Here is a 24,556-nt window from a genome sequence, read left to right on the forward strand (position 1 = left end):
TCCAAGGCCTCATCGCTGCGGCCCAGCGCATCGATACGCCAGCGATGAGGCCCCAGAAAGCCATCTCAAACAGCCGGGCTAGACGGCTCCAACTGCCGCTGCGCCAGCCAGATTTCCTCCTGCAGCCACTGGCTGAACAACTGCAACTGCGGCGCATCGCGCTGTTCCGGGCGGGTCACCAGCCAGTAGGACTGATGCCCGTCCACATGCACGTTGAGCACCTGGGTCAGCCGTCCGCCGGCCAGCTCCGGGGCGACCATGTGCCAGTCGGCGATGGTGATGCCCAGGCCATCCACCGCAGCGCGGATGGCCAGGTCCAGCAGGTCGAACTCGTAACCGCCCTGGGTATCCACGCCGCTGATGCGGGCAGCGTCCAGCCAGTGTTTCCAGGTGAGGTAGCGCTGGTCTTCGCGGGCCAGCACATGCAGCAACGTCATGCGGTTCAGGTCGATGCCCTGCTCGTCTTCCTCCCGGGCATACAACGACGGCGCACACACGGCGATATGCCGCTCCTGAATCAGCAACGAGCTGTCCAGGCCATCCCACTCGCCATTGCCGAAGCGGATCGCGCAATCGAGGGTGGCGGTTTCCGCGAGGCTGTCCTGCAGCCGCGTGGTAATGCTCAGTTCCAGCTCGGGGTGGCGCTCGCGCAGGCGCCCCAGCCGTGGCATCAGCCAGCGGCTGGTAAAGGTCGGCGGGGCATTGAGGTGCAGGCGGTTGGAATGGGTTTTCTGCTGGATGCTGCGCACGGTCATTTCGATCTTGTCGAACGACTGGTGCAGCGCCCGCAGCAGCACACGCCCGGCATTGGTCAGCTCAAGATGATGATGCCGGCGTTGCAGCAGGTTTTCGCCCAGTTGCTCCTCCAGTTGCCGCACCTGGCGGCTGACCGCGCTCTGGGTGACGTTGAGCAACTCGGCGGCGCGGGTGAAGCTGCCGGTGCTACCGGCCACCTCGAAGGCTTTGAGTGCGTTGAGACCTGGCATTTTGCGTTTCATGGAAGGCGCTCGGAAGACGGCTGACAAGGTTTGCAGTATTCCACGCGGCAAGGACTCTTCCTACAAAGCCGACAAAATTCTCAGGCAGTAACCTGCGTTAAACGCAGGTTTGTCTCTCGATTTAATCGTTTGTCCCGCAAACGCTCGATGGCAACACTGCGCGCGTCTCACATAACAATAAACGAGAGCCGCCACATGCCCTTCACCGCTTCCCTGCGCTTGCAGTCCGTTTGTCTTGCCGCCTTGTCCAGCCTCGCCGTCCCGGCGATGGCGGTGCAGGTCACCGACCACCTCGACCTCGGTGGTGCCGTGCGCGCCCGTTGGGACTACGACCCGGACCGCGACATCCAGAAGTTCAACTTCGACACTGCCTTCCTCACTGCCAAATACACCTCCGACACCTGGATCGGCGCCGCCAAGTACCGCTTCTACGGGCGCGCATACCCGTACAAGTACACCAATAATGTCGGCGACGTGGCGTTCGCCGAAACCGCCTGGGTCGGCTACCGCTTCAACCCGGACCAGCAGATCCAGGTCGGCCTCAATCAGGTTCCGTTCGGCCTGCAGCCGTACTTCGGCAGCACCTTCTTCGAAACCCTGGGCAACGTCATCGGCCTGGAAGATGTCGAGCAGATCGGCGCCAAGTACATCCAGCAGGTTGGCGACTGGAATATCCAGGCCGGCTACTACCTGCGTCCGGCCTGGCAAGGCAAGGGCACCAGCAATGGCCGCACCTATCCCACGGTGGTGTCCTCGGCCGACAGCTACGTCGAGGACGGCAGCGACAACCGCGAGCGCAACACCGCGGTGCTGCGCCTGGCCAAGGCCGTGGAGCTAGGCGACTGGAAATCCGAGGTCGGCGTGTCGGGCATGACCTCCACGCTGAAGAACAACGACACCGGCGACGACGGCCGGCGCAATGCCGTGGCGGTGCACTACCTGGGCAAGAACGGCCCGTGGGGCGTGCAGTTGATGGCGGCGAGGCAACAGATGTCACCGCGCAATGAAGGCACCGATGAACTGGTCACCTTCGGCGGCTACGACGGCACGTTCAACGTCGCCAGCCGCGGCAACTTCTACGTTGCCGACCTCAGCTACGACGTCGACGGCAAATACCTGTTCGACCAGCTCAGCGGGATCAAGCTGTACGCCAACTACAGCGCCTTCGACAAATCCGCCTCGGGCTTCGACACCTCCGAGCGGCTGATCCTTGGTTCGTCGTTCTCACTGAGCAAATTGTGGATTGCCACCGAATGGCTGATCGGCAAGAACGATCCCTATATCGGTGGCAGCAGCTATGCGCAGAGCCTGGGCGCTGGCGGTAGTGATCAGTGGGAGAACCAGGTTTACGTGAATATCGGTTACTACTTCTAGAAGCAGCTGGAGCGGAGCTGCCAAACACATGCTCTATTTTGGCGCATCGCGACGGTTCGGCGCCCGACAAGCTCGCTCCTACAGGGGCATTCGCGGGTTCAGTGACCTGTAGGAGCGAGCTTGCTCGCGAAGCGCCGGATCGACTAAGACAGACACATGCCGTGCTCATCCGATCTCATAACCCCAACTACCGCCCCGGCCACACCACCGCCTGAGCCGCGATCACATGATGCTTGCTCGCATCGAAGGTGATGCTGGGCGAGCCATGCAACTCATAACCCAGCGCAAGCGCTTCGGAAATGCGCTGGCAGAACGCGGAATCGTCGCGGCCGGTGATAAGGCGATAGACCGGCAGGTCATTGGGTGGCGTCGAGCTCATGGGGCTTCCTTGTAAACCAGAGGGTCAGGCCCGCGATCATAGCACTCAGCTATTACCGCGGTGACCGCCCTCCCCGCCAATCGCCCGCGCCGCCCGTATCAGCGACAAATGCGTCAGCCCTTGTGGCAGGTTGCCCAGGTACTGGCCGCTGTCGGGATCGACCATCTCGGCGTAGATCCCCACGCCGCGCCCCAAGCCCTCCACTGCCTTGTCGAACGCGTCCTCGGCCCGCGCCTGCTGGCCGAGCAAAGCCCAGGCCTCGATCAGCCAGAACGTGCAGGCAAGGAAGCAACCTTCCTCCTGTTCGACCTGGCTGTAACGGTAGTGAAAAGCCCCCCGCCCCAACGCCCGCTGCACCGCCTCCAGAGTGCTGCGCAAACGCTCCCGCTCGGGGTAGCCGAAGCGCACCGCGAGGGCGATCGAGGCGTCCAGCCGTTCGCTGTCCGGGTAGAACTGATAGCCCCGCAGCGTCTCGCTCCAGCAATGGGCCTCGACCCAGGCGTGAATACGCTGGCGCTCGCGGTCCCAGCGGTCGCGGCATGTGGTGGGCAGGTGGCCGTGGTCGGCCAGTTCCACCGCGTGATTGAGGGCCTGCCAGCAACTGATTTTCGAGGTGGTGTAATGGCGAATCTCCGGCAGTTCCCAGATCCCCGAATCGGGCTGGCGCCAGGTGTCGGCGCACTGGTCGGCGACGCTACACAGCAGCTTCGCGCTGCGCGCATCGAGGACATTGCCGCAGGCGATGAAACTGCGCACCGTCTCGAAGATATCGCCGTAAATACCGTGCTGGATTTGCCCGGTGGCATTGTTGCCGACCACCGGCGGCGAGTATTTGTAGCCGGGCAACGGCAACGCACGGGCGCCCTCGCCCACCTCGCCTTGCAGCGTGTAGAACACCCGCACGCCGTGCTCGCTCAGGCGGTGCAGCAGCCAGGTCAGGGCCGCCTTGGCTTCGGGCTGGGCGCCCATGGTGAGAAAGGCTTCGATGATGTAGCCGGCGTCCCGCACCCAGGCGAAGCGGTAGTCGTAGTTCTTGGTGCCGCCGATGCGCTCGGGCAGCGAGGTGGTGGCCGCGGCCATGATGGCCCCGGTCGGCGAAGACAGCAGCAGCTTCAACGCCAGCGCGCTGCGCACCACCAGCGTCTGGTACGGGCCGTCATAGCTCAGGCATTCACTCCATTGCAGCCACTCGCGGTGCGAACCGTCGATGCGCGCGTCGATCAGTTCCAGGCTCGGCACCACCAGCGGTTCATCGCGCCCGCAAACGATGGCCATGACCACCTTGTCGCCGGCCGCCACGCGCACCTCGGCGCGCACGCCAAGGTCGTCCTTGCGCTGGATCTGCAATTGTTCGCTGTAGATGAACATGCCGAGGATATGGCCGGCGTGAAACACGCAACCGTTGCCGGTCGGGGCGAGAAAGGGCGAGACGGTGTCGGCCTGGGTGCCGAAGTCGATGTTCACCGCGAAATCGACCTGCCCTTCCACGCCTTCCAAGCGCCGCCCCAGCTCACCCCAAGGCAAACGCCCGGCCGGGCCGCTGTTGAGCGACTCGACCAGGCGCACGCGACCGCTGTCGGTGATGAACAGGGTTTCCAGCACGTTGCTGCCCGGCAGGTAACGGCGCTCGACGCGGTACGCCTGCTTCGGCGTGATCGCGAAATAGCCGCCGTGCTGCGGCGCCAGCAGGCGGTCGAACAACGGCGGCGAATCCATGTGCGGCACGCACCACCAGTCGATCGAACCGTCCCAGCCCACCAGCGCCACCGAGCGCCCATCGCCGAGCGCCGCATACCCTTCAAGGGGCAGCCAGCCACCGGCATCGCGTTGCGGTTCGCCATGCTGGATGCCTTGTATCACGCGGTCTTCCACGGGGTCGCTCCGAAGTGGGGGGTGTTTCCTTCGGACCGGTGGAGACGCCGGCAAGTTCGGCTGGATCGCGCCTCAGAACTTCGCCCGCAACGCCACGTTGAAATTGCGTGGCTCGCCGTAGAAGTTCCAATAGTTGTCGTTGCCGATGGTCTGGATGTACTTCTTGTCGAAGACGTTATCCAGGTTGTACTGCACCTCAAGGTGCTCGTTCAGCTCGTAGATCGCGTGCAGGCTGGTCAAGGCGTAGCCGCGCTGCTGGATCTGGTAGTTGGCCTCGCGGTTGGTGATCTTGCTTTGGGCATAGACGCTGCCGCCCACCCGCGCCTTGTTCAACACGCCCGGCAGGCGATAGTCGGTGGCGATCTTGAACAGGTGCCGCGGCGCCAGCGACGAGTAATCTTCGCCCTTCTGTTCGCCGCCGATGTACTTGGACTGAACGTAGGTGTAACCCGCCGACAGGTTCCATTCCTCGGTCAACGCGCCGTTCACCTCCAGCTCCACGCCGCGGTTGCGGACTTTCTCGGAAGGCTCGTAGCAGTTGCACGGCAGCAGGTATTCGGCGCGGCCGGTCTGGTCGGCCTGGAACAGTGCGACGCTGGCGTTAAGGCGCTTGTCGTAGAACTCGCCCTTGAGGCCCAGCTCGTAGTTGCTGCCGGTCATGGGTTCGAGGATCGAGCCGCTGGAGTCCAGGTTCGCCTGCGGCTTGAAGATTTCGGTGTAGCTGGCGTAGGCGGACAGGTTGTCGCTCAGTTCCTGCACCAGGCCGGCGTAGGGCGTGATCTCGCGGTTTTTCGCGTATTCGGTGTTGCGTGGGATGCCGGTGGTGTTGGTCATGTTTTCGGTCTTGAACCAACTGACCCGGCTACCGACGATGAACTTCGTGCTGTCGGTCAGGCTGAAGCGCGCGGCGCCATAGGCCCCGGATTGCTCCTGGGTGATGTTGTACTTCCACAGATTGGCGTTGAGCCCGGTCGGCTTGGGCGGGTTGAAGCCGGACAGGTCGTTCATGTCGAACTGATAGCCGTAACCGGCATCGCGGCCGCCGTGGTAGTCGAAATCGTCCTTGCGCAGGTTGGCGCCCAGCACCAGCTCATGGCGGCGGCCCAGCATTTCGAATGGGCCGGTGGCATAGCCGTCGACGCTGGTCTGGGTGTCGTCGTAGAAGAAGTGCCGCGGATTGAGGCTGAAGCGGTCGCCGCTGACGCGCCAGGTGTAGTTGCCGAGAAAGTCCGACTTGGCCTTCATGTGGTTGGCAGCCACGATCAGTTTCCAGTCGTTGTCGAAGCTGTGCTGGATGTCGGCGAAGAAAGTGGTGTTGTTCTTGTTCAGCTTGTTCCACTTGCCGGTGAGGTTGGTCGAGCGCGACAGCGGATAGAACGTGCCGTCCTTGGCCGTTGGCAGGGCCGACCAGTCATAACCGGAGTTGCGGTCCTTCTGATAGGAAAAACCCAACGTCGCCATGGTGCTCGCCGACAGGTCCATTTCGACGATGCCGTAGAACAACTGGTTTTCTTTTTTCACGTTGTCCATGTAGCTGTTGGCGTCGTTGTAGCTCATCACCGTGCGCCCGCGCAGCGTGCCCTGCTCGTTCAGCGCCGACGACAGATCGACCAGGGTGCGGTAGTTGTCCCACGAGCCCACCGAGGTTTCCACCAGCGCCTGGGGTTCGGCCGTCGGTCGCTTACGCACCAGGTTGATCGCTGCCGATGGCGTGCCCGCGCCTTCGGTCAGGCCGGTGGCGCCGCGTACCACTTCGACGCGGTCGTAGATATCGGTGGCCGGTTTGGAGATGGCGTCCATCGAATAGGCGTTGCCGATGTTGGTGGGCACGCCGTCGATCTGCAGGCTGTCCACCAACTGGCCACGGGACTGGTACAGCGAGCGCTCGCCGCCGTTCTTGATGACGATCACGCCGGTGGTGTTCTGCAGCACGTCGTCCAGGTCCTTCATGTTCTGGTCGTCCATGCGCTGGCGGGTCACCACGGTCACCGACTGCGGCGTTTCACGCTGGGTCATGTTCAGCCGCGTGGCGGTGGTGGTCGGGCCACGTCTCGCGTACGACGTGCTGCCCTCGGTGACGCTCCCCGCCACCGCGCCGGTCACGGACGTGGCGCCCAACTGCACGGCATCCCCTTGCACCGCGGCCTTTTCCAGCATGACGCTGCCGGCGCCGGTGGTGTGCCAGACCAGCCCGCTGCCCTGCAGCAACCGCTGCAACGCCGCCTCCGGTTCCTGGCTGCCGCGCACGGCCGGGCTGCTCAGGCCCTGCACCAGCTCGCCGCTGTAAATCACCTGCAAACCGCTCTGCTCGGCCAGTTGATTGAGCGCCGAACCCAGCGACTGCGCGGGAATATCGAAGGCAACCGGCTCGGCCCAGGCCAGCGCGGGCAACAGGCCCATCAGCAGCGTGGCGCGGCGCAAGGCGACGACGAGTGGACGGATACCGGTGGTGACGTGACGCATGTAAATCTCCCTAGCGAATGCAACGTATTATCGTTTTCGCCAAGGAAGACGGGTGACGCGGGCAGACCCGTAAAAATTTTTTGCTCAGGACTCGTTCGGCCCGGCGCTGAGCCAACTTCTGAGGATGTTGACCATCACCGGAGCGAAGGGTTGGGGAAAATCCCCTTCACCCACTATGAAATAGTTATGGGTGGCGCTATCCCCGTCACTCTGGATCAGTGATTTTTGTGTGAAGTTTTGATGTAGAAAGTGTGGCCATTGTTGACTCCCGCCTGAAATTCTCGCAACCATTTAGAGGTTGGCATTATCTCTATTTTGAAATTCGGCGCGGAGTCGACAATGGCTTTATTGAGCAGGAACTGGATCTTCTTGTTTTTTTCTTTTTCTTTAGTAGCGCTGGGCGTGGCTACTCGCGGCGTGAGTGAGAATCCGGCCGATCCGTTGGATACTCGAGGCCTTCCTCCCGTGGTTATTTATTTTGTGGCGTTGTGGGTCCCGTCGTTTGTTTCATTGGTCTTTGCAGCCGTTGGCCGATTGACGTGGAGGAAGCTGTCTGCGCCTGGAGTGATGCGAGTGATAGCTCGAGTGCTGTGCTTCATGCCAATGCTTCTGACCTCTTGTGCTATTGCCATAGTTAGTGCCGGATTTGTACTAAGTTCGGTGAGCGGAATTCTTTCCGTCCTTTGCTCCTGTATTTCAATAGCGGCGTGTATTTCTATAATGTGTACTAAACAACGTAATAAAAATTAGCCTCAAAGTATCCTATGGAAATTCTGAAAGAGACTTCCTGATTTGGCAAAGGATGCACCAGACGAAGAAGGGCAACCAATACACGGCTATTTCAGACCTTCCTTAGAGTACGCACCTCTTCTAGCGTGGCTGCATCACCAGCACATAGTCGGTGTAGCGCTTGATGGTCAGGGGGAACGCCTGTTCCAGGGTGGCCAGGGCGTCGTCGAGACGGTCGAGGCGGAAAGTGCCGCTGACCCGCAGCCCGCGCAGGTTGTCATCGCCGATCAGCAGGTAGCCGGGACGGTAGCGCTGCAACTCGGCGAGCACGTCCGCCAGCGGTGTCATCTCGAACACCAGCCGGCCATGCTGCCAGGCCAGGGCCTTGGCGGTATCGACCGGCTGCTTCGCCAGCAACGCCCCGCCCAGCCAGGTGACCTGTTCGCCGGCCGCCAGGGTGACGGCTGCGGCATCGCCCTGCACCGCCACCCGGCCTTGGGCGACGGTGACTTGCACGCCGTTGTCCTGTTTACGCACCGCGTAGACCGTGCCCAGCGCCGTGGCACTCAAGTCACCCGCCGCGACCCGGAACGGCCGCTGCGGATCGTGAGCAACTTCGAACAGCGCCTCGCCCTTGCGCAGGACGATATCGCGGCGGTCATCGCGCAGGGTGACATCCACCGCCGAATCGGCGTCGAGGAGGATTCGCGAACCGTCGGCCAGGGTGATGCGCTGCTGCTCACCCCGGGCGGTGCGGTAGTCGGCATCCCAGGCCTGCTGCCGGACCAGACCGAGGCTCACGCCGATCACCAGCACCGCCGCCGCAGCCCAGCGCCACATGCGCGGGGTACTGGTTCGCTCCACCGGCAGTTCAACCTGCCCCGCGAGCTGCCACAAACGCCGGGCTTCGACAAAGGCCTGCTGGTGGTCCGGGTGCTCCTGGCACCAGGCGCGTGCGGCCTCGACGTCGGCTGGGCTGGCGTCGCCCGACGTCAGGCGCACCACCCAGGCATGGGCAGTGGCGTGCAATGGACGGTCGGGATCGTGGGTATCGGACATGGCGGTCAACGCTGAAGACTTCGGCGCAAAAAGTCCAGCGCACCGGCGAGGCTTTTCTCCACCGTGCTGAGGGAAACACCCAGCTCGCGGGCGACATCCTTGTGCGCCATACCCTGCAACCGGCACTTCAGGAAAATGCTTTTGGCCGGCTCGTCCATGCGTTGCCAGGCCGCATTCAGCGCTTCCAGCTCCTGGCTGGCGGCGACGGTGTCAATGAGTTCGGGGCTTTCCCCGGTGACTTCGAAGAGATAGGCCATACCCTGATCGTGACGCTCCCGGGACACCCGGCTGCGCAGGTGGTCGATGGCCAGATTGCGCCCGATACGGAAGATAAAGGCGCGCAGGTTGTCCACCGGCTTGCGCGGCCGCTGGCTGAGCATCCGCAGGTAGGTTTCCTGGGCGAGGTCGGCGGCGGTCTCGGTGCTTTGCAGTTGCCGATAGAGGAACACCCGCAACTCACGCGCATGCGCCTTGAACGCCCGCTCCAGTTCTTCGGTGGTCATGCTCGACATGGCGGCCCATTGTCACTGCGGTGCGAGGGCGCAGACTCTATCGAGAACCATTCGCAAATTCAATCTATTCGTCGGCGCAGCTTATCGCCGTCTTCCACAGTTCCATTTGCAACTTGATCTCATTAGTATTGCGAGCCGTTCCTATCCGCATCGGATTATCAGGGAGTTCCGGGGTGTCCACAGCCTTGCCGCCGCCTTCAGCGCACGATGACATGCACTGCCTCTACCGCGACCACAGCAGTTGGTTGCGCGGCTGGCTGCGTCGGCGTCTGGGTGATGGTGAGCGGGCCGCCGACCTGACCCAGGACACGTTCCTGCGCCTGATCACCGGCACGGTGGTGCATCCGCTGCGTGAGCCGCGCAATTTCCTCGCCACCGTGGCCAAGCGGGTGATGGTCGATCACCTGCGACGGCGCACCCTGGAGCAGGCCTATCTCGCCGCCCTGGCCCAGGAACCGGAGTTGCTGGAAGTCTCGCCGGAAGACCGCGTGCTGATGCTGGAAACCCTGCTGCAACTCGATGCCATGCTCGACGGCCTCGGCCCCAAGGTGCGGATGGCGTTTTTCCTCGCCCAGCTCGATGGCCTGCCGTATGTGCAAATCGCCGAGCGGCTGGGCGTCTCGCTCAGTTCGGTGACCAAGTACATCGCCAGGGCCACCGAGCAATGCCTGCTGTTCATTCTGGATGCACGAACATGAGCCCCGCCGGTCAGCGCCTGGCCCTGCGCGATGCGGCGCAGTGGCATGCGCGCCTGGGTGCCGCGCCGGAATGCCTGCACACCCGGGACCAATGGCAGGCCTGGCACCAGCAGGACGCCCTGCACCAATGGGCCTGGCAGCAACTGGAAAATTTCCGCGCCGAACTGTGCGGCGTGCCGTCCGGCCTCGCGCGGCGCACCTTGGCCACCGACCTCGCGCAACCGGCGCGGCGCACCCTGCTCAAGGGCCTGGTGCTGGGCCTCGGCGTGTCCGGGCTGAGCTGGACGGGCTATCGCCAGGCGCCGCTGTGGCTGGCGGACCAACGCACCGCCACCGGCGAACGGCGCAACCTGACCCTGGAAGACGGCACGCGCCTGACCCTCAACACCGCCAGCGCCGTGGATATCCGCTTCGACGAGCGCCAGCGCCTGATCATCCTGCGCGCAGGCGAGATCCTCCTGGAAACCGGCAAGGACCCGCGTCCACTCAAAGTGCGCAGTGCCCACGGCGAGATCCGCGCGCTGGGCACTCGCTTCAGCGTGCGCCAGCAGGACGCGCTGACCGAAGTCGATGTGCTGGAACACGCCGTCGCCGTGCGCAACCAGCCGGGTGGCGCTGAAGTCCGGGTGGAAGCCGGCATGGGCCTGCGCTTCGGCCTGGGTCCGCTGCCGTCGCCGCAACCGTTCGACCCCAACCGCGCCGAGTGGGCGCACGGCCGGCTGGTCATCGACGGCTGGCGGCTGGACGATGTGCTGGAAGAATTGCAGCGCTACCGCCCGGGCGTTATCACCTGCGCCGACGCGGTCGCCCACCTGCGGGTGTCCGGCGCCTACCCGCTGGACGACACCGACCGCGCCCTGGCCGCCCTCGCCCAGGTGCTGCCGATACACATCGACCAGCGCAGCCGTTACTGGGTGCGGGTGCGCGGCCTCGCCTGAGTCGATGAGAAAAATAGTTTTACCGGCATTGACGATTGCCCCCTGCTCGCACGACCCCTCCTCCAAACCTGCCTCAATGCACTTGAAGGAGCGCTGCATGTCTCACCGCGAAACCCGTCATTCCTTTGCCCGCAAGCCGCTGGCCGTCGCCGTACTCGGCGCCGCCCTGGCCTTGCAGGCCGGGATCATCCAGCCGTTGAGCGCGGCCGGCCTGGCCAATGCGCAAGAAGCGCAGCGCCACTACGCAATCAGCGCCGGCCCGCTGGGCGCGGTACTCAGCCGCTTCGCCAGCGAGTCGGGCGTGGTGCTGTCGTTCGACGCCCGCCTCACCCAGGACAAAACCAGCCCCGGCCTGCAAGGCAGCTACAGCCTCGAGCAAGGTTTCGCCCAACTGCTGCACGGCAATCCGCTGCAGGTGACCCGCAGCGGCAACGGTGATTACGTGCTGCTGCCACGCGGCGCCGACGACGCCCTCGAACTCGGCGCCACCAACATCGACGCCAACGGCCTGGGTGCTACCACCGAAGGCACCGGCTCGTACACCACCGGCTCGACCAGCACCGCGACCAAGATGAACCTGTCGATTCGCGAAACGCCGCAGACCATCACCGTGGTCACCCGCCAGCGCATGGACGACCAGCACCTGGGCAGCATGACCGAAGTGCTCAACCAGACGCCCGGCATCACCATGTCCCAGGACGGCGGCGAGCGGTTCAACATCTACTCCCGCGGCAGCGGCATCAACACCTACCAGTTCGATGGCGTGACCACCTTCCAGGACAACCAGACCCGCAACATGCCCAGCACCCTGCTGGACGTCGCGCTGTACGACCGGATCGAAATAGTCCGCGGTGCCACCGGCCTGATGACGGGCGCCGGCGACCCGAGCGCGGTGATCAACGTGATCCGCAAGCGCCCGACCCGCGAGTTCAAGGCCCACGTTCAGGCCGGTATCGGCTCGTGGGATTACTACCGCGCCGAGGCGGATGTTTCCGGGCCGTTGACCGACGACGGCAAGCTGCGCGGGCGGATCGTCGCGGCCGAGCAGAACAACCACACCTTCATGGACTGGTACAGCCAGGACCGTAGCGTGCTGTATGGCGTGCTGGAAGCCGACGTCACCGATTCCACGCTGGTGCGCTTCGGTATTGATCGCCAGACCTACAAAGTCAACGGTGCACCGGGGGTTCCGCTGCTCTTTAGCAACGGCCAGAAAACCCACTTTTCCCGCTCGAACAGTTCAGATGCACGCTGGGGTTACGACGACTACCAAACCACCAACTACACCCTCAATGTCGAGCAACAACTGGCCAACGACTGGCAGTTGAAGGTGGCGGCCAACTACATGGATGTTGATCGCGACGCCTTTACCTCGTACGTCTCGTCAACTACCAACCGGTCCTGGCTGGCGCCGGACGGCTCGACCGCCATCAGCGCTGGCGTGGTCACCGCCGAGCAGTACCAGAAAGGCGTGGACACGACGCTCCAGGGCCCCTTTGAACTGCTTGGGCAAACCCACGACCTTATCGTCGGGTTCAACTACCTGGAGTACAAAAATAACCACCGGGGCGATGGCGGCCCGGATGTCGATATCAACTACTTCACCTGGAAAAACCAGAGCCCCAAGCCGAGTGACGACGAAATCGAGCCGGGCATCCAGTACGACGTGTTCAACCGCCAAAGCGGCTATTTTGCCGCCACACGCCTCAACTTCACCGATCAACTGCACCTGATCATCGGCGCCCGCGCTTCGACCTACCGGTTCGACTACAACCTGCAAGTCGTCGACAGCAGCCGGCCGGCCGCCACTTATTCGATGCACGAACGCGGGGTGGTCACGCCCTATGCGGGCCTGGTCTACGACCTGACGCCGGAGCAATCGATCTATGCCAGTTACACCGACATCTTCAAGCCGCAAAGCAACACCGATGTCACCGGCAAGCCGCTGGACCCGGAAGTCGGCAAGAACTACGAAATGGGCTGGAAAGGCGAGTTCTTCGAGGGTCGCCTGAACGCCAACCTCGCCGCGTATCTGGTCCAACGCGACAACTTCGCCGAAGCGACTGACGAGCTGACACCGAGCGGAGCGACGGCCTACAAGATGGTGGACGGTGCGCAAACCAAAGGCGTGGATATTGAGCTTTCGGGGGAAGTCGCCACCGGCTGGAACGTCTACACCGGCTACAGCCACACCCGCACTGAAAACGCCGACGGCGTGCGCCTGACTACCCAGTTGCCGATGGACACCTTCCGCTTCTGGAACACCTGGCGCCTGCCGGGCGAGTGGGAAAAGCTGACGCTGGGCGGTGGCGTGAACTGGAACTCCAGCTCGTCGCTGTACTTCTCCCGCTACAACAGCCGTATCACCCAGGACGACTACTTCGTCGCCAGCCTGATGGCGCGCTATAAGTTCAATGAACACGTGGCGGCGACCCTCAACGTCAACAACCTGTTCGACGAGAAGTACTACGCCGGGATGGCGGGCAGCTACGGGCATTACGGTGCGCCGCGTAATGCCACGGTGAGTGTGCGGTACGACTTCTGACGGCACAGGCACGGCCCTGACGGGAGCGCGCAGCGCCGCTCCCACCGCTCATCAAACCGGGTTGAGCCGCCGCCCATGTGACCGAACAATGGGTGGCGGCTGTACGCAGGTTGGTCAACCGGGGTTCGAGGAAACCGGCGCACCCGAAGGTGCCCCGCGCACAGCCGCCATAACGCGAGACGGCGACCACCTAGCGGAATGGACGCTTACGCGCCGTCGAACGTTCCAAGTGACCAAACCTGATCGCTGATGTGCAGCGACCGGCGAAGACTAGGCAGGGATTCCCAGGGGCGCAACGGCTGATAAGGGCCGGAAGCATGATTGGGAAATTGCCTACACGAAAGTCGGACGCAGCCTGAATTTCGTAGCTTTATGCAACACCAACTGGGTAGCTGATTAAGAGGTCCGCGCAGACCTGCGACGCTACTCCACCGCCATCTGCCCCGGATAGTCCCGCCGCGCCTGCTCCAGCGAGATGTACCCGGCCCGGATATCCGCGCGAATCGCCTCGACGCTGCGCTCCGTCGCCGGCCCCCAGCCGCCGCCGTTGGCCGTCACCAGCCGCAGCAGATCGCCCTGCTCCAGTGCCACCCGGTTGGCGCGGCTGAAGCGCTGTTTCTGGCCGTCAGTACGGATGACTTCGGCAAAGTTGCACGAGCCCTCTCCTCCACCATCGATCCCCCAGGGCGGGGTGATGCCGCGGCCGAAGAAGGTCGAGATCCAGGCCTTGGACGAAAGAATCCGGTAGTCCAGCCGCACGCCGCGCCCACCGGTGTGGCGCCCGGCGCCGCCGTCCTGGTCGTGGAAGCCGTAATGCTCCACCAGCACTTCGTAGCAGCGCTCGGTCAGTTCCACCGGGATGTTGCTGGTTTCGCCGTTGCCCACACAGAACTGGCCGCTCTCGCCGTCCTTGTCGTTACCCGCGCCCCAGCCGCCCACCAGCGGCTGCACCAGCAGGTATTCTTCGTTGGTCTGGGAATCCCGGCCGTTCAGCACCATCGAGCACACCGAGCCGAGCTGGCCGGCAATCAGCCGGTCCGGCAGCGCCAGGGCCAGGGCGCGGCGCACTACGTCGGCGGCGGTGACCATGGATTCGAAGTACGCCGACACCGGCGCCGGGCGCTGCGCAGTGCAGATGGTCCCCGGCGGGCAGATCACTTCGATCGGCCGGAAGCAGCCGGCGTTGGCCGGAATGCCGGGGCGCACCACGCCCATGAACACTTCCCGCACCGCCGACTGCAAACCGCACAAGGTGTTGTTGATCGGGCCCTGGGCCTGCAGGCTGGAGCCGGTGAAGTCGGCGACGAAGCGCCCTTCGCCGATTTCGACCCGCACTTTGACGGTGAACGGCCCATTGCCGAGGCCGTCTTCGTCGATCACGTCTTCAGCATGGAACACGCCCTTGGGCAGGCCCTTGAACGCCGCCAGCACCATGGATTCACCATGTTCGAGCAAGCGCTCGATGGCCTCCAGGGTGGTGGCTTCGCCGTATTTGCCGACGATGGACAACAGCCGCCGTTCGCCCACCCGCAAGGCGGCGGCGCAGGCGTGCAGGTCGCCGAGGGTCATCTGCGGCAGGCGCACGTTGGCGGCGATGATGTCCACCAGCGCCTGGTTGATGCGGCCCTGGTCGTAGATCCGCACGGTGGGAAACTGCAGGCCCTCCTGATAGATCTCCGAGGCATCGGCGCTGAAGCTGCCGGGGTCTTTGCCGCCGACTTCGGTCCAGTGCGCCTTGTTGGCGGTCCAGGCCAGCAGCCGGCCTTCGTGGAACACCGGCATGATCATCGACACATCCGACAGGTGCGTGCCGCCGCCGGCATAGGGGTCGTTGGTGATGAACATGTCGCCGGGGCGGATCTCGGCCAGCGGGAATTTGTCCAGCACGCTGCGCACGGCGCCGTCGAGGGTACCGATGAAACCGGGGATACCGTTGCCCTGGGAGATCAGTTGGCCGCGGGCGTCGGTCAGGCCGATGCCGTAGTCCAGCGCCTCGTAGATGATCGGGCTCATGCTGGTGCGTTTGAGCGCGAGGAACATTTCTTCGCCGATGGCCACCAGGGCGTTCTTGATGATTTCGCGGGTGAACGGGTTGGCCGTGATCATGGCGCCAGCTCCTGAACGTTGATGTGGATGTGAAGACCGCCGTAGGCATCGACTTCCAGCCGCTCGGCCGGACCCATCACGGTGGTGGTGGTGGCTTCTTCGATGATCGCCGGACCGTCGATGCGCATGCCGTGGAGCAAGGCCGAACGCCGGTACAGCGGCGTCTCCAGCGGTTGGCCGGGTTCGAACTCGACCCGGCGATGGCCGAACAGCGCCACCTCTGCCGAGGGCTCGTCGGTGCTGCCAATGGGGTTCATCGGCGACTTCGGCACCGCGCCAAACGCCACCAGGTGCAGGTTGACCACTTCGATCGGCAGGTCGAGGCGGAAGGTGTAGGCCTGTTCGTGCTGGGTGTGGAAGCGTTCGAGGATCGCCTCCAGTTCAAGGCTGTCGAGCATCACCTTGACCGTGTGTTCCTGGCCGCTGTAACGGGCGTCGATATGCCATTCGAAACGCAGGGTGTCGCGGGCCATGCCGTCTTTGCCGAACTCGGCCACGGCCTCGCCCTGAAGGTGCTCGAAGGCGGCGGCAAGGCCGGCCAGGCGGGTTTCGTCGAGGCCTTGCAGGTAGGTCTGGATGTAGTCGCGGCGGGCGTCGAGCATCAGCATGCCCCAGGCCGAGAACACCCCGGCGAACGGCGGGATGATCACCTTCGGGATGCCCAGTTCGCTGGCCAGCGCGCAAGCATGCAGCGCGCCGCCGCCGCCGAAGGCCATCAGCGCAAAGTCGCGGGGATCGTGGCCACGGTTGACGGAAATCAGCTTCAGCGCGTTGACCATGTTGGCGTTGGCGATCTGCAGCACGCCATGGGCCAGCAGGCCCGGCGACACACCGATCTGCTCGCCGAGCCGGGCGAAGGCGCGCTCCACGGCGTCGAGGTCGGGGGTGATATGGCCGCCAGCGAAGTCGTCCGGGTTGATCCGCCCGGTGTAGAGGTTGGCGTCGGTGGTAGTCGGCGCCTGGCCGCCACGGCCGTAGGCCACCGGGCCGGGTCGCGAACCGGCGCTTTGCGGGCCGACACGCAGGCTGCCGGCGGCGTCGATCCAGGCCTGGCTGCCGCCGCCATTGCCGATTTCAACGATATCCACCACCGGGGTCATGATCGGGTAACCGGCGCTGACCGCGTCTTTCTCGATCACGTAGTCGTTGCTGATCTCCACCTTGCCCTGGTGGATCAGCGAGCACTTGGCGGTGGTGCCGCCGATATCCAGCGCCAGCAACTGGCCTTCGCCAATCAGCTCGCCATAGGCCTGGGCGCCGAGCATGCCGCCGACCGGGCCGGACTCCACCAGGCTGATCGGGTCCTGGCGCGCGGCGCGGACCGGCGAGATACCGCCGTTGGATTTCATGATGAACGGCTCGGGCTGCAGGCCGCGCTCGCCGAGGTGGCGGGACAGGTTGTCGAGGTAGTCGCGGGTGGCCGGCATCACGTAGGCCGAGAGCACGGTGGTGTTGGTCCGCTCGTATTCGCGCAGGGCACGGCTGACCTGATGCGAGGCGATCACCGCGACCTGCGGCCAGTGCGCCTGCACCGCAGCCATCAATTGCTGCTCGTGTTGCGGATTGCAGTAGGCGTGCAGCAGGCAGATAGCGATGGCTTCGACGCCCTCCTCGCGCAGGCGGTCGAGCATCGCCGGCAGCGGTCCGAGGTCCAGCGGCGTGAGCACTTCACCGTGATGGTTGAGGCGCTCGCTGACTTCGAGGCGCAGATGGCGCGGCACGAAGGGCGGCGGCTTCTGGTAGCGGGTGTTGAAGATGTCCGGGGTGTTGCCGCGGGCGATTTCCAGCACATCCCGGAAACCGCGGGTGGTGATGAGTGCGGTCTTGACCCCTTTGCGCTCGGTCAGGGTGTTGATCACCACGGTGGAACCGTGGGCGAAGAAGCTGATGTCGCGGTAGTCCACCCCGCTCTTGGCCACCGCATCGAGCAGGCCCTGTTCGAACTGCGGCGCGGTGGTGTCGGCCTTGACGGCGTTGATCACGCCGTCCTGCAGGTACACCAGGTCAGTGAAGGTGCCACCGATATCGGTAGCCACACGGATTGTCATAAGTCCTCCGGCAGTGCTGCAAAAGCCGGCAGCCCACGGGCCGCCGGGGCTGTTCTCAGAATGTGTGGGAAACCGCGAAGATCAGGCGGCCATCGTTGCGCAGGTATTCACCGTCGTTGTAGAAGCGCCCGGACAGGTCGGTATCGACCCAGCTCAGCTTGGTGTCGATGGGGCCGAAGCTGCGCTTGAGGGCGATTTCCCAGGTGGTGTATTCGTGGCCGCCAGTCTCGTCGCGGCGACGGTAGTAGTCGCCATAGGCATGCCCGGCGAGGAAGGTCAGGTTGACGTCCAGCGGCAGGTTGAAGGTGTAGTCGGCGGCGACGTAGCGCGAGGCCCGGGACGAGCTGATCAGGTCGGGGGTGTAATAGAAATACGTGTTGAAGTTGCCATAGCCGAGGCTGGCGCCGACCTCGGTGTAGTTGATGTTGTAGTTCGTCGAGGGGAAGGTGTAGTAGTAGCCGATCACGCCGTAGCGCAGGCCGTTCTCCAGCTGGCCGTTGTAGCCGCCGTAGAAGTCCCACTCGATGTTGGCGCCGTCGTCGTAAGGGTCGCCGCTCTTGAAGCTGTCGGTGCTCGACGCCCAGGTGCCGATGAAGGCGCCGCTGTCGCCGGCCCAGTCCAGGCTCAGGCTCAAGGCGGGTTTGTTGCCGGAGTAGCCGATGCCGCGGGTCTGGTATTCGCTGGTCAGGGCCAGGGTGCTGGAGATGTCGGCATGGGCCAGGCCAGCACCGCCGAGGGTGCTCAGCAAGACGAAGGAAATGCGTTTCAAAGGATCTGCTCCTGAACTTCTTGAGGTTGTTATTGGCGTTGGGTTGGCAGAAAAAAAGTCGCTAAAGGTTGTTATGGGTATTTCGCGGGCATGGCTTCGCCCGCCGGGGAAAATCCCCGGAATCAATACGGTTGCAGGTCGGGTGTCAGCGGCTCGGGTGGGAAACCGGCGCCAGGCGCATGGGGGCGAAACGGTACAGCAGCAGGTAGGCGACCAGCGCCACCAGCAGCGAATCGACAGTGGGTTGCGAGGTCAGGGTCCAGCCCTCGAACGAGGTCATCCAGGCCACCCCGCTGGCCAGCGCCCAGCTCGCCAGTGCCGGCCAGCCGAAGGCTTTCGAGCGGGCCAGCTCGTCGAGGTCATAACGCTGCCGGCGCACCACGAAGAAGTCGGCCACATAGATGCTCGCCAGCGGCGGCACGACGATGCTCAGGGTCATGATGAAATCGAGGAAGTGACTCATGAAGCCGCCCACCGCCAGCGCCGTCGCTACCAGGCTGCCGGCCAGGGTGAGCTTCCAGCTTGCGGCGCGGTTGACCGTGGCCAGGGTCAGCGTCGCCGAATACAGGTTGGCCGTGTTGGTGATCCAGGTGGAGAACACCAGCACCGCGAGGGCCGGCAGCAGCACGCCGAGGGCCGCCATGACCAGCATGATTTCCGACTGGCCGGTGATGATCGACAGCACCCCGCCGACGCTCAGCACGAAGGGAAAGCCCAGGGCCATGCCGAGAATGGCGATCAGCGCGTCCTTTTCCGTGCGGGCGTAGCGAGTGAAGTCGGGCATCAGCACCGGGGTCAGGATCACCATGCCGATGGTGCTGGCGATCACCAGCGCCAGGCTGTCGCCGGAACCGGCAAAACCTGTCAGTTGCCCCGGCGCAGTACGCTGCAGGCCCAGGTACAGGGCGAACAGCATGAACGCTGCCATCAACGGTACCGACCAGATCGACAGCCGGTCCAGGCCGCGCAAGCCATAAATGGCCATCAGCGTCATCAGCACGCTGCCCCAGACGCAGTGCAGCCACGCCGGGGTGACAATGCCCCAGGCGCTTTGCAGCGCGCTGGCCACGGTGCTGCCAAAAATATCCGCGGTGGCGGCGTAGAACCCCAGCAGGGTCACCGCCATGGTCAGGTTGATCAGCTTGGCACCGTGGCGACCGAAGGAAAACTGCAAGACCATGTAGGTGCTCAAGCGCGTCCGTACACCCACCAGTGCCGTCGCCGCACAGAGCACCCCGAGTAGCCCGCACACACCGATGAACACCGCCAGCGCGGTGGAAAAACCGACTTTCTGCGTCACATCCGCGCCCAGCCAGAACACCGGCAGGGTCATGCCGATGCCCAGGGTAATCAGCGCCAGCCCAACCCCGGAGACCGTTTCGGACTGGGGAACGGGCCGTCGATCGTAGCCCTCGGGAATCACTTCTTCATTGCTGCTCATGCTCGCCTCTAGACCGGCTGTGGTTCTCTCCCGAGTACGGGATGAACCGATTATTGGAATTGTGTCAGGCGCTCGCGAACGCAGGAAACATGTTGCCAGCCCGGCGGCGCGCTAACTGCGCTTTTGCCGGGCCGTGGAAAAACAATCGGCGGTTATCGACCCTCAAACGGCAAATTGTTCACGCCGGTCTGTCGCGCCAGCCAGACGCCGACCTCCGGCTCCAGCAACGGCGCCAGGCTGGCGTGGACCTCACGGTGATAGTCGTCCAGCCACTGCGCCTCGGCCTGGGTGAGCATGGCGCGGTCGATCAGCTCGACGGCCAGCGGCGCCAGCGTCAGCACGCGGAACGCCAGGAACCCCAGATGCGTCTCGCACTCGACCACCTCGTAGAGGTTCTCGATGCGGATACCCAGCTCACCGTCCAGATAAACCCCCGGCTCGATCGAGGTGACCATGCCCGGCTGCAACGCCACGTCGCTGGCGTGGGGCGCGATACGCTGCGGGCCTTCGTGAACATGCAGGTAACTGCCGACCCCGTGCCCGGTACCGTGGGCATAATCCAGGCCCTCGCGCCACAGCGCCTGGCGCGCCACGCTGTCCAGGCGCTGGCCGCTGGTGCCGGCGGGAAAGCGGCAACTGGCCAAGGCAATATGCGCCTTCAGCACGGTGGTGTAGAGAAAGCACTGGCGACCGCTGGGCGGACTGCACGCCAGCACCCGCGTCACATCAGTGGTGCCTTGCGGATACTGGCCGCCGGAGTCGATCAGCAGCAGATCGCCCCAGGCCAGCTTCGCCGCCCGCCCCGGCTTGGGCAGGTAATGCGGCTGCGCGCCATTGGCGCCGGTGGCGGCAATGGTGTCGAAGCTCACGCCACGGTAGTCGTCATGCAGGGCGCGCCAGCGTTCCAGCGATTCCACCACCGACAGCTCGCTCTGCCCGCGAAAACGCTCGCAACGGCAGTGGAATTCATAAAGAAACCGGCACAGCGCCACGCCATCGATACGGTGCGCCTCGCGCATGCCGCGCAGCTCGGCGGGCTGCTTGCAGGCGCGCTGGAGCAACAGCGGGTTTGGCGCCTCATGCAAAATGCAGCCTGCCTGCTGGAATTGCCGGTACACGGCGGCGCTGCAGGATTGTCGGTCGACCCACACCTTTTGCCCGACGCGCCTGGCGATGGCCGGGTACAAATTGCCCGGCGACTGCACACTCACCGTGGCCGGCAATCCGTGGTCTGGCAGGTGCAGACGCTCAGGCTCGATAAACCAGTCCAGCCGGCCCTCGGCGTCAAGCACGCCGCAACTGAACGGCAGCGGCGCAATGGCGATGTCCTGCCCGCGGACGTTGAGCAGCCAGGCCAGCATGTCCGGCGCCGGCAACCACAAGGCGTCGCAGCCGGCCTCGCGAAGGACTGCGGCCAAGCGCTCCAGCTTGTCCTCGGCGGGCATCCCCGCATGTTCGAGCACCCAGGCAACCACCGGGCTGCGGGGTGTGTCGGGCCGGTAGCGCCAGCACGCATCGACGGGGTTTTCCAGCAGTTCCTGCCACTGCAAACCAGACTGCACGGCCAGCGCCTGCCAACGAGCGCATTCGCCGATGCTGTGCAACCGCGCATCGCAGGCGACGCTGGCACCGGCAGGCAGGTGCCCCCGCAACCAGGCAAACAGCTCGCCGTCCTCCAGCGTCAGCACCTCGAAATGCTTGCCACATTCCTGCCGCGCCTGGCTGGTGTAGCGACCGTCCACCAGCAGCGCCGCCCCGGAGGCGGTCACCACCGCCAGGCCGACACTGCCGGTGAACCCGCTCAACCAGTGCAGACGCTCATCGGCGGGCGCCAGGTCTTCGTTGAGAAACCCGTCGCTGCGCGGCACCAGCAAGGCATCGATACGCCGCAGGGCCAACTCGCCGCGCAACAGCTCCAGGCGCTCCATCACAGGCTCCGCGGCTGGCGGTAGGCCCGCACGATGACGATTTCTTCGTCGGGCGCGAGGTATTCCTCTGCCCCCGCACACGCCCAGATCGCCTCCACCACATCCATCCCGGCGCAGACATGACCGAATGCAGCGAAGCCCAACCCGTCGGGATGACGCGCACCGCCGTGGTCGAAATGCGGCTGGTCACCGATGCACACGAAAAAGTCGCCCTCGGCGCTGTCCGCCTCCTCGCGCCCCAGCGACAACGTGCCGTGCCGGTGGCTGAGGCCGGTCTGCGCAGTCGTTTCCAGGGCAATCATCGGCAGGTTGTCCGCCGCCAGCGGCCGCGTGCCACCGTGGATCACGCTGATCCGTACCGGGTCCTCGGCCTGCTGGTTGTCCGGGTTGACGATGCGAAAGATGCTGCTGCCGTCGTAGCGACCACTGTCGACATAGGCCAGGAAATTCGCCACGGACAACGGCGCGCGGTCAGCGAACAACTCGACGGTAAAGGCCCCGAGGGCGGTTTCCAGGGTGACGAACACAGAGGCGGACATCGCGGTTCTCCTTTGGGAAAAGACCGCTATTGTCCGTAGCCGCGACAATGCAAAAGGTCGAGTTGCCGCCCGTGGACGGCAGTTGCTGCGGGATATGCGCCGGTTTAGCGCAGATTGTGCAGGGGTCGCGGACTCACTCGCGCCACATCAGGTTCTCCAGCGGGTAGCCGGCGAACCACTTGGTCTTGTCGAGGATGATGTTGCTGCTGATCTTGAGGATGTTGGGGTTCTCATCCAGCAGTTGTTCGCAGAGCGTATTGAAATCCGCCACGGTGGAACAGGTGGCCAGCGCGATGTAATCGTACTCGCCATCGACCTTCAGGCAGTCCACCAGCTCACGGCGCTTGGCGACGAAACGCTCGAACTGCACCCGCAGGTGCCCGGCGTGGTCGCGCAGGCTGAACATCACGTAGGCCATGACATTGATGCAAATGGCGTCGAGGTCGATGGACGCCATGTAGTCACGGATATACCCGGCGTCTTCCAGTGCCTTGGTCCGTTGCAGACAAGCACTGGGCGACAGGTTGACCTTCTCCGCCAGCTCCAAGTTGCTGATGCGCGCGTTGTTCTGCAGGTTTTCCAGGATCGCCCGATTGATGCGATCCAGCTTCACTTTTTTCATGCTGCCCCTGTGGCCATTCCCGGTTACCCCGGCGAGCGGGGTAAGAATTTGTGTCAGATTGGCACAGGGGCGGGGTTCTGAACAGGTTGCGGTTGGCGCTGGCCGACCTGACGCTCCTGACGCTATGCGTCACCCCCGGCACGGAATACCTGCCAATTCGTGCCCTTCGGCTGCTCCACCACTAGCCGCTTCATGGGCCCGAGCAGCGCCTGGTATTGCGCCGAGTCGCAGGAAGGCAGAAACACCCCGAGTACCCGCGGGTCATAGAAGCGGAACATCAGCACGCGGCGGTCCTCGGTGCGTACCCGCAGGAACTTCTTGCAGTGGCGGCGCAACTGGTCGATCGACACCTGCGCCGGCACTTCGATGAAAATCCCCCAGGCTTTGCCCCAGCCTCGCCGCAGCAAATCCAGACTGGCCGGCGAGCCGGGCGTGAGCTTGACCAGCCACGGCGCGGCGGCTTTCAGCCGGGAGATCAGCGGGCCGGAGTACAGACAACTGGATTCAAGCCCGCTGCGTTCGAGCAAGGCCACGATGCCGGGGTCACGCGCGCCATCGAGCAGCCAGTAGATCTGGTCGTCGGGCGACTCGCTGTCCTCGGGCCAGAGCAGCGCGGGCAAGCGTTCCAGCGCCGACAGTGGCGGGACGTTCTCGGTGTTCTCTTCGCTCATGCGGTGCGCTCGCAAATTTCACAGAAAGGGGTGCCGGTAACGGCGGCCTGTTCCAGCGCAGCCGCTTGCGCACCCTGCACGGCTTCGACCGGTTGCGGCGGTACTGGCGCTGATGCCGTGTTGCTTGCAGCAGCGCGGGATTGCTTCGCCTGCTCGCACACTTCGCAGAAGGGCGTGCCCTCCTCGGCGGCCTGTTCCAGCACCGCCGCCTGGGCATCCTGCACGGCCGCAGCCTCTGGCGAGGGCGTCGCGTCGGCAACTGCGCGGGCAGCCTGGGCTTGCCGGGCCTGTTCGCACACTTCACAGAACGGCGTCGCCTCTTGCGCGCCCTGCTCCAGCATGGCTGCGAGGGTTTCCTGAGCGGCAGCTACTTCAGCCGTCGGTTGTTCGACCACCGCCGCCACCACGGCAGGAGCCGGTGCGGGCGCTGGTGTAGCAGCGGCTTCAACGGGCGGAGGTGGGCTGGCCGGGGCGGCGGCGGCAACAGCGGCGGGTCGCTCGCTGGGGGCGACCACCGCCGGGCTGACGAAGGTATCGACGCGGGGCCACACGCGCGGCCGGTGGACGTAGACATCAGCGCGCAAACTGCCGAAGCGCAGTTCATTGGCGACCTGCTGCAGCACCTGATCGTCGCTGAGCTGGTGGATCATCAGGGTTTGCCGGGCCAGCACCCGGCGCAATTCGAACAATTGGCCGGTGCCGCGCAGGTGGCGTTGCACGAAGGCGTCGGCCTGCCACACGTCGTGCAACTCGACGCGGCGCTGCCAGGCGAGCGCCCCGCTGTCGGGGCGGCTGGTGCTGAATTCAGCCTGTTCGCACAGCTCGATCTGCTCTGCGCCGTCCGCCACCCATAACCGCATGTTCC

General features: G+C 64.4%; 19 protein-coding genes. 4 read left to right on the top strand and 15 right to left on the bottom strand.

Annotation, left to right across the window (positions count from 1 at the left end; all coding sequences use genetic code 11):
• Positions 1–65 precede the first annotated feature (65 nt).
• On the bottom strand, positions 66–998 hold the full coding sequence (locus tag HWV67_RS08550; RefSeq protein ID WP_175650809.1) for a LysR substrate-binding domain-containing protein: 933 nt from the start codon (positions 996–998) through the stop codon (positions 66–68).
• 195 nt (positions 999–1,193) lie between these two features.
• On the opposite strand from HWV67_RS08550, the gene HWV67_RS08555 reads away from it, so the two are divergent.
• Entirely contained in the window at positions 1,194–2,372 is a 1,179-nt protein-coding gene (locus tag HWV67_RS08555) for a hypothetical protein (RefSeq protein ID WP_175650810.1), read from the top strand.
• Positions 2,373–2,559: 187 nt separating this feature from the next.
• Here the strand turns inward: HWV67_RS08555 and HWV67_RS08560 are convergent, their stop codons facing one another.
• The 5 genes from HWV67_RS08560 to HWV67_RS08580 form a co-directional block, all read right to left on the bottom strand.
• Positions 2,560–2,751 carry a DUF1737 domain-containing protein gene (locus HWV67_RS08560; protein WP_175650811.1) on the bottom strand — a complete coding sequence of 64 codons (192 nt, stop codon included), beginning with the start codon at positions 2,749–2,751 and terminating at the stop codon, positions 2,560–2,562.
• Positions 2,752–2,796: 45 nt separating this feature from the next.
• The gene (locus tag HWV67_RS08565) at positions 2,797–4,560 is read right to left on the bottom strand and encodes a glycoside hydrolase family 15 protein (RefSeq protein WP_175651002.1); all 1,764 of its coding nucleotides are present in this window, start codon (positions 4,558–4,560) and stop codon (positions 2,797–2,799) included.
• A 135-nt stretch (positions 4,561–4,695) separates the two neighbouring features.
• Entirely contained in the window at positions 4,696–7,086 is a 2,391-nt protein-coding gene (locus HWV67_RS08570; protein ID WP_175650812.1) for a TonB-dependent siderophore receptor, read from the bottom strand.
• An 870-nt stretch (positions 7,087–7,956) separates the two neighbouring features.
• Complete coding sequence (locus HWV67_RS08575; protein ID WP_175650813.1) at positions 7,957–8,874, bottom strand: FecR family protein; 918 nt, start codon at positions 8,872–8,874, stop codon at positions 7,957–7,959.
• Between the two features lie 5 nt (positions 8,875–8,879).
• A complete protein-coding gene (locus tag HWV67_RS08580; protein WP_225422444.1) occupies positions 8,880–9,386 on the bottom strand; it encodes an RNA polymerase sigma factor in 507 nt (168 codons plus the stop codon).
• A gap of 212 nt (positions 9,387–9,598) precedes the next feature.
• Between HWV67_RS08580 and HWV67_RS08585 the strand changes: the two genes are divergently transcribed.
• From HWV67_RS08585 to HWV67_RS08595, 3 genes are all read left to right on the top strand, one after another.
• Positions 9,599–10,084, top strand: coding sequence for a sigma-70 family RNA polymerase sigma factor (locus HWV67_RS08585; protein ID WP_175651003.1), 486 nt, complete (start codon positions 9,599–9,601; stop codon positions 10,082–10,084).
• Positions 10,081–11,022: a FecR domain-containing protein gene (locus tag HWV67_RS08590; protein ID WP_175650814.1), complete on the top strand. Its 942-nt coding sequence runs from the start codon at positions 10,081–10,083 to the stop codon at positions 11,020–11,022. Before HWV67_RS08585 ends, HWV67_RS08590 begins: the two co-directional genes overlap by 4 nt.
• Positions 11,023–11,119: 97 nt before the next feature.
• Positions 11,120–13,567 (top strand): TonB-dependent siderophore receptor, encoded by a 2,448-nt coding sequence (locus HWV67_RS08595; protein ID WP_175650815.1) that lies wholly within the window; start codon positions 11,120–11,122, stop codon positions 13,565–13,567.
• A 423-nt stretch (positions 13,568–13,990) separates the two neighbouring features.
• Here HWV67_RS08595 and HWV67_RS08600 read toward each other — a convergent pair whose 3' ends face one another.
• The 9 genes from HWV67_RS08600 to HWV67_RS08640 form a co-directional block, all read right to left on the bottom strand.
• A complete protein-coding gene (locus HWV67_RS08600) occupies positions 13,991–15,673 on the bottom strand; it encodes a hydantoinase B/oxoprolinase family protein (RefSeq protein ID WP_175650816.1) in 1,683 nt (560 codons plus the stop codon).
• Positions 15,670–17,721, bottom strand: coding sequence for a hydantoinase/oxoprolinase family protein (locus HWV67_RS08605; RefSeq protein WP_175650817.1), 2,052 nt, complete (start codon positions 17,719–17,721; stop codon positions 15,670–15,672). The genes HWV67_RS08600 and HWV67_RS08605 overlap by 4 nt, the downstream gene beginning before the upstream one ends.
• 55 nt (positions 17,722–17,776) lie before the next feature.
• Positions 17,777–18,490: a TorF family putative porin gene (locus tag HWV67_RS08610; protein ID WP_175650818.1), complete on the bottom strand. Its 714-nt coding sequence runs from the start codon at positions 18,488–18,490 to the stop codon at positions 17,777–17,779.
• Between the two features lie 145 nt (positions 18,491–18,635).
• Positions 18,636–19,931, bottom strand: coding sequence for a purine-cytosine permease family protein (locus HWV67_RS08615; protein WP_175650819.1), 1,296 nt, complete (start codon positions 19,929–19,931; stop codon positions 18,636–18,638).
• A 152-nt stretch (positions 19,932–20,083) separates the two neighbouring features.
• On the bottom strand, positions 20,084–21,859 hold the full coding sequence (locus HWV67_RS08620) for an aminopeptidase P family protein (RefSeq protein ID WP_175650820.1): 1,776 nt from the start codon (positions 21,857–21,859) through the stop codon (positions 20,084–20,086).
• A complete protein-coding gene (locus HWV67_RS08625; RefSeq protein WP_175650821.1) occupies positions 21,859–22,398 on the bottom strand; it encodes a peptidylprolyl isomerase in 540 nt (179 codons plus the stop codon). Before HWV67_RS08625 ends, HWV67_RS08620 begins: the two co-directional genes overlap by 1 nt.
• A 133-nt stretch (positions 22,399–22,531) precedes the next feature.
• A complete protein-coding gene (locus HWV67_RS08630) occupies positions 22,532–23,020 on the bottom strand; it encodes an Lrp/AsnC family transcriptional regulator (protein ID WP_175650822.1) in 489 nt (162 codons plus the stop codon).
• A 122-nt stretch (positions 23,021–23,142) separates the two neighbouring features.
• A complete protein-coding gene (locus HWV67_RS08635; protein ID WP_175650823.1) occupies positions 23,143–23,691 on the bottom strand; it encodes a DUF4123 domain-containing protein in 549 nt (182 codons plus the stop codon).
• Positions 23,688–24,551, bottom strand: coding sequence for a hypothetical protein (locus HWV67_RS08640; protein ID WP_175650824.1), 864 nt, complete (start codon positions 24,549–24,551; stop codon positions 23,688–23,690). The genes HWV67_RS08635 and HWV67_RS08640 overlap by 4 nt, the downstream gene beginning before the upstream one ends.
• Positions 24,552–24,556 lie beyond the last annotated feature (5 nt).

It is taken from the genome of Pseudomonas sp. Marseille-P9899, assembly GCF_903166565.1.
Taxonomy (GTDB): domain Bacteria; phylum Pseudomonadota; class Gammaproteobacteria; order Pseudomonadales; family Pseudomonadaceae; genus Aquipseudomonas; species Aquipseudomonas huaxiensis.

Coding starts and splice junctions, on each gene's coding strand:
- HWV67_RS08550 (WP_175650809.1), bottom strand. CDS start 998: ATGAAACGCAAAATGCCAGGTCTCAACGCACTCAAAGCCTTCGAGGTG.
- HWV67_RS08555 (WP_175650810.1), top strand. CDS start 1,194: ATGCCCTTCACCGCTTCCCTGCGCTTGCAGTCCGTTTGTCTTGCCGCC.
- HWV67_RS08560 (WP_175650811.1), bottom strand. CDS start 2,751: ATGAGCTCGACGCCACCCAATGACCTGCCGGTCTATCGCCTTATCACC.
- HWV67_RS08570 (WP_175650812.1), bottom strand. CDS start 7,086: ATGCGTCACGTCACCACCGGTATCCGTCCACTCGTCGTCGCCTTGCGC.
- HWV67_RS08575 (WP_175650813.1), bottom strand. CDS start 8,874: ATGTCCGATACCCACGATCCCGACCGTCCATTGCACGCCACTGCCCAT.
- HWV67_RS08580 (WP_225422444.1), bottom strand. CDS start 9,386: ATGTCGAGCATGACCACCGAAGAACTGGAGCGGGCGTTCAAGGCGCAT.
- HWV67_RS08585 (WP_175651003.1), top strand. CDS start 9,599: ATGCACTGCCTCTACCGCGACCACAGCAGTTGGTTGCGCGGCTGGCTG.
- HWV67_RS08590 (WP_175650814.1), top strand. CDS start 10,081: ATGAGCCCCGCCGGTCAGCGCCTGGCCCTGCGCGATGCGGCGCAGTGG.
- HWV67_RS08595 (WP_175650815.1), top strand. CDS start 11,120: ATGTCTCACCGCGAAACCCGTCATTCCTTTGCCCGCAAGCCGCTGGCC.
- HWV67_RS08600 (WP_175650816.1), bottom strand. CDS start 15,673: ATGATCACGGCCAACCCGTTCACCCGCGAAATCATCAAGAACGCCCTG.
- HWV67_RS08605 (WP_175650817.1), bottom strand. CDS start 17,721: ATGACAATCCGTGTGGCTACCGATATCGGTGGCACCTTCACTGACCTG.
- HWV67_RS08615 (WP_175650819.1), bottom strand. CDS start 19,931: ATGAGCAGCAATGAAGAAGTGATTCCCGAGGGCTACGATCGACGGCCC.
- HWV67_RS08620 (WP_175650820.1), bottom strand. CDS start 21,859: ATGGAGCGCCTGGAGCTGTTGCGCGGCGAGTTGGCCCTGCGGCGTATC.
- HWV67_RS08625 (WP_175650821.1), bottom strand. CDS start 22,398: ATGTCCGCCTCTGTGTTCGTCACCCTGGAAACCGCCCTCGGGGCCTTT.
- HWV67_RS08630 (WP_175650822.1), bottom strand. CDS start 23,020: ATGAAAAAAGTGAAGCTGGATCGCATCAATCGGGCGATCCTGGAAAAC.
- HWV67_RS08635 (WP_175650823.1), bottom strand. CDS start 23,691: ATGAGCGAAGAGAACACCGAGAACGTCCCGCCACTGTCGGCGCTGGAA.
- HWV67_RS08640 (WP_175650824.1), bottom strand. CDS start 24,551: ATGCGGTTATGGGTGGCGGACGGCGCAGAGCAGATCGAGCTGTGCGAA.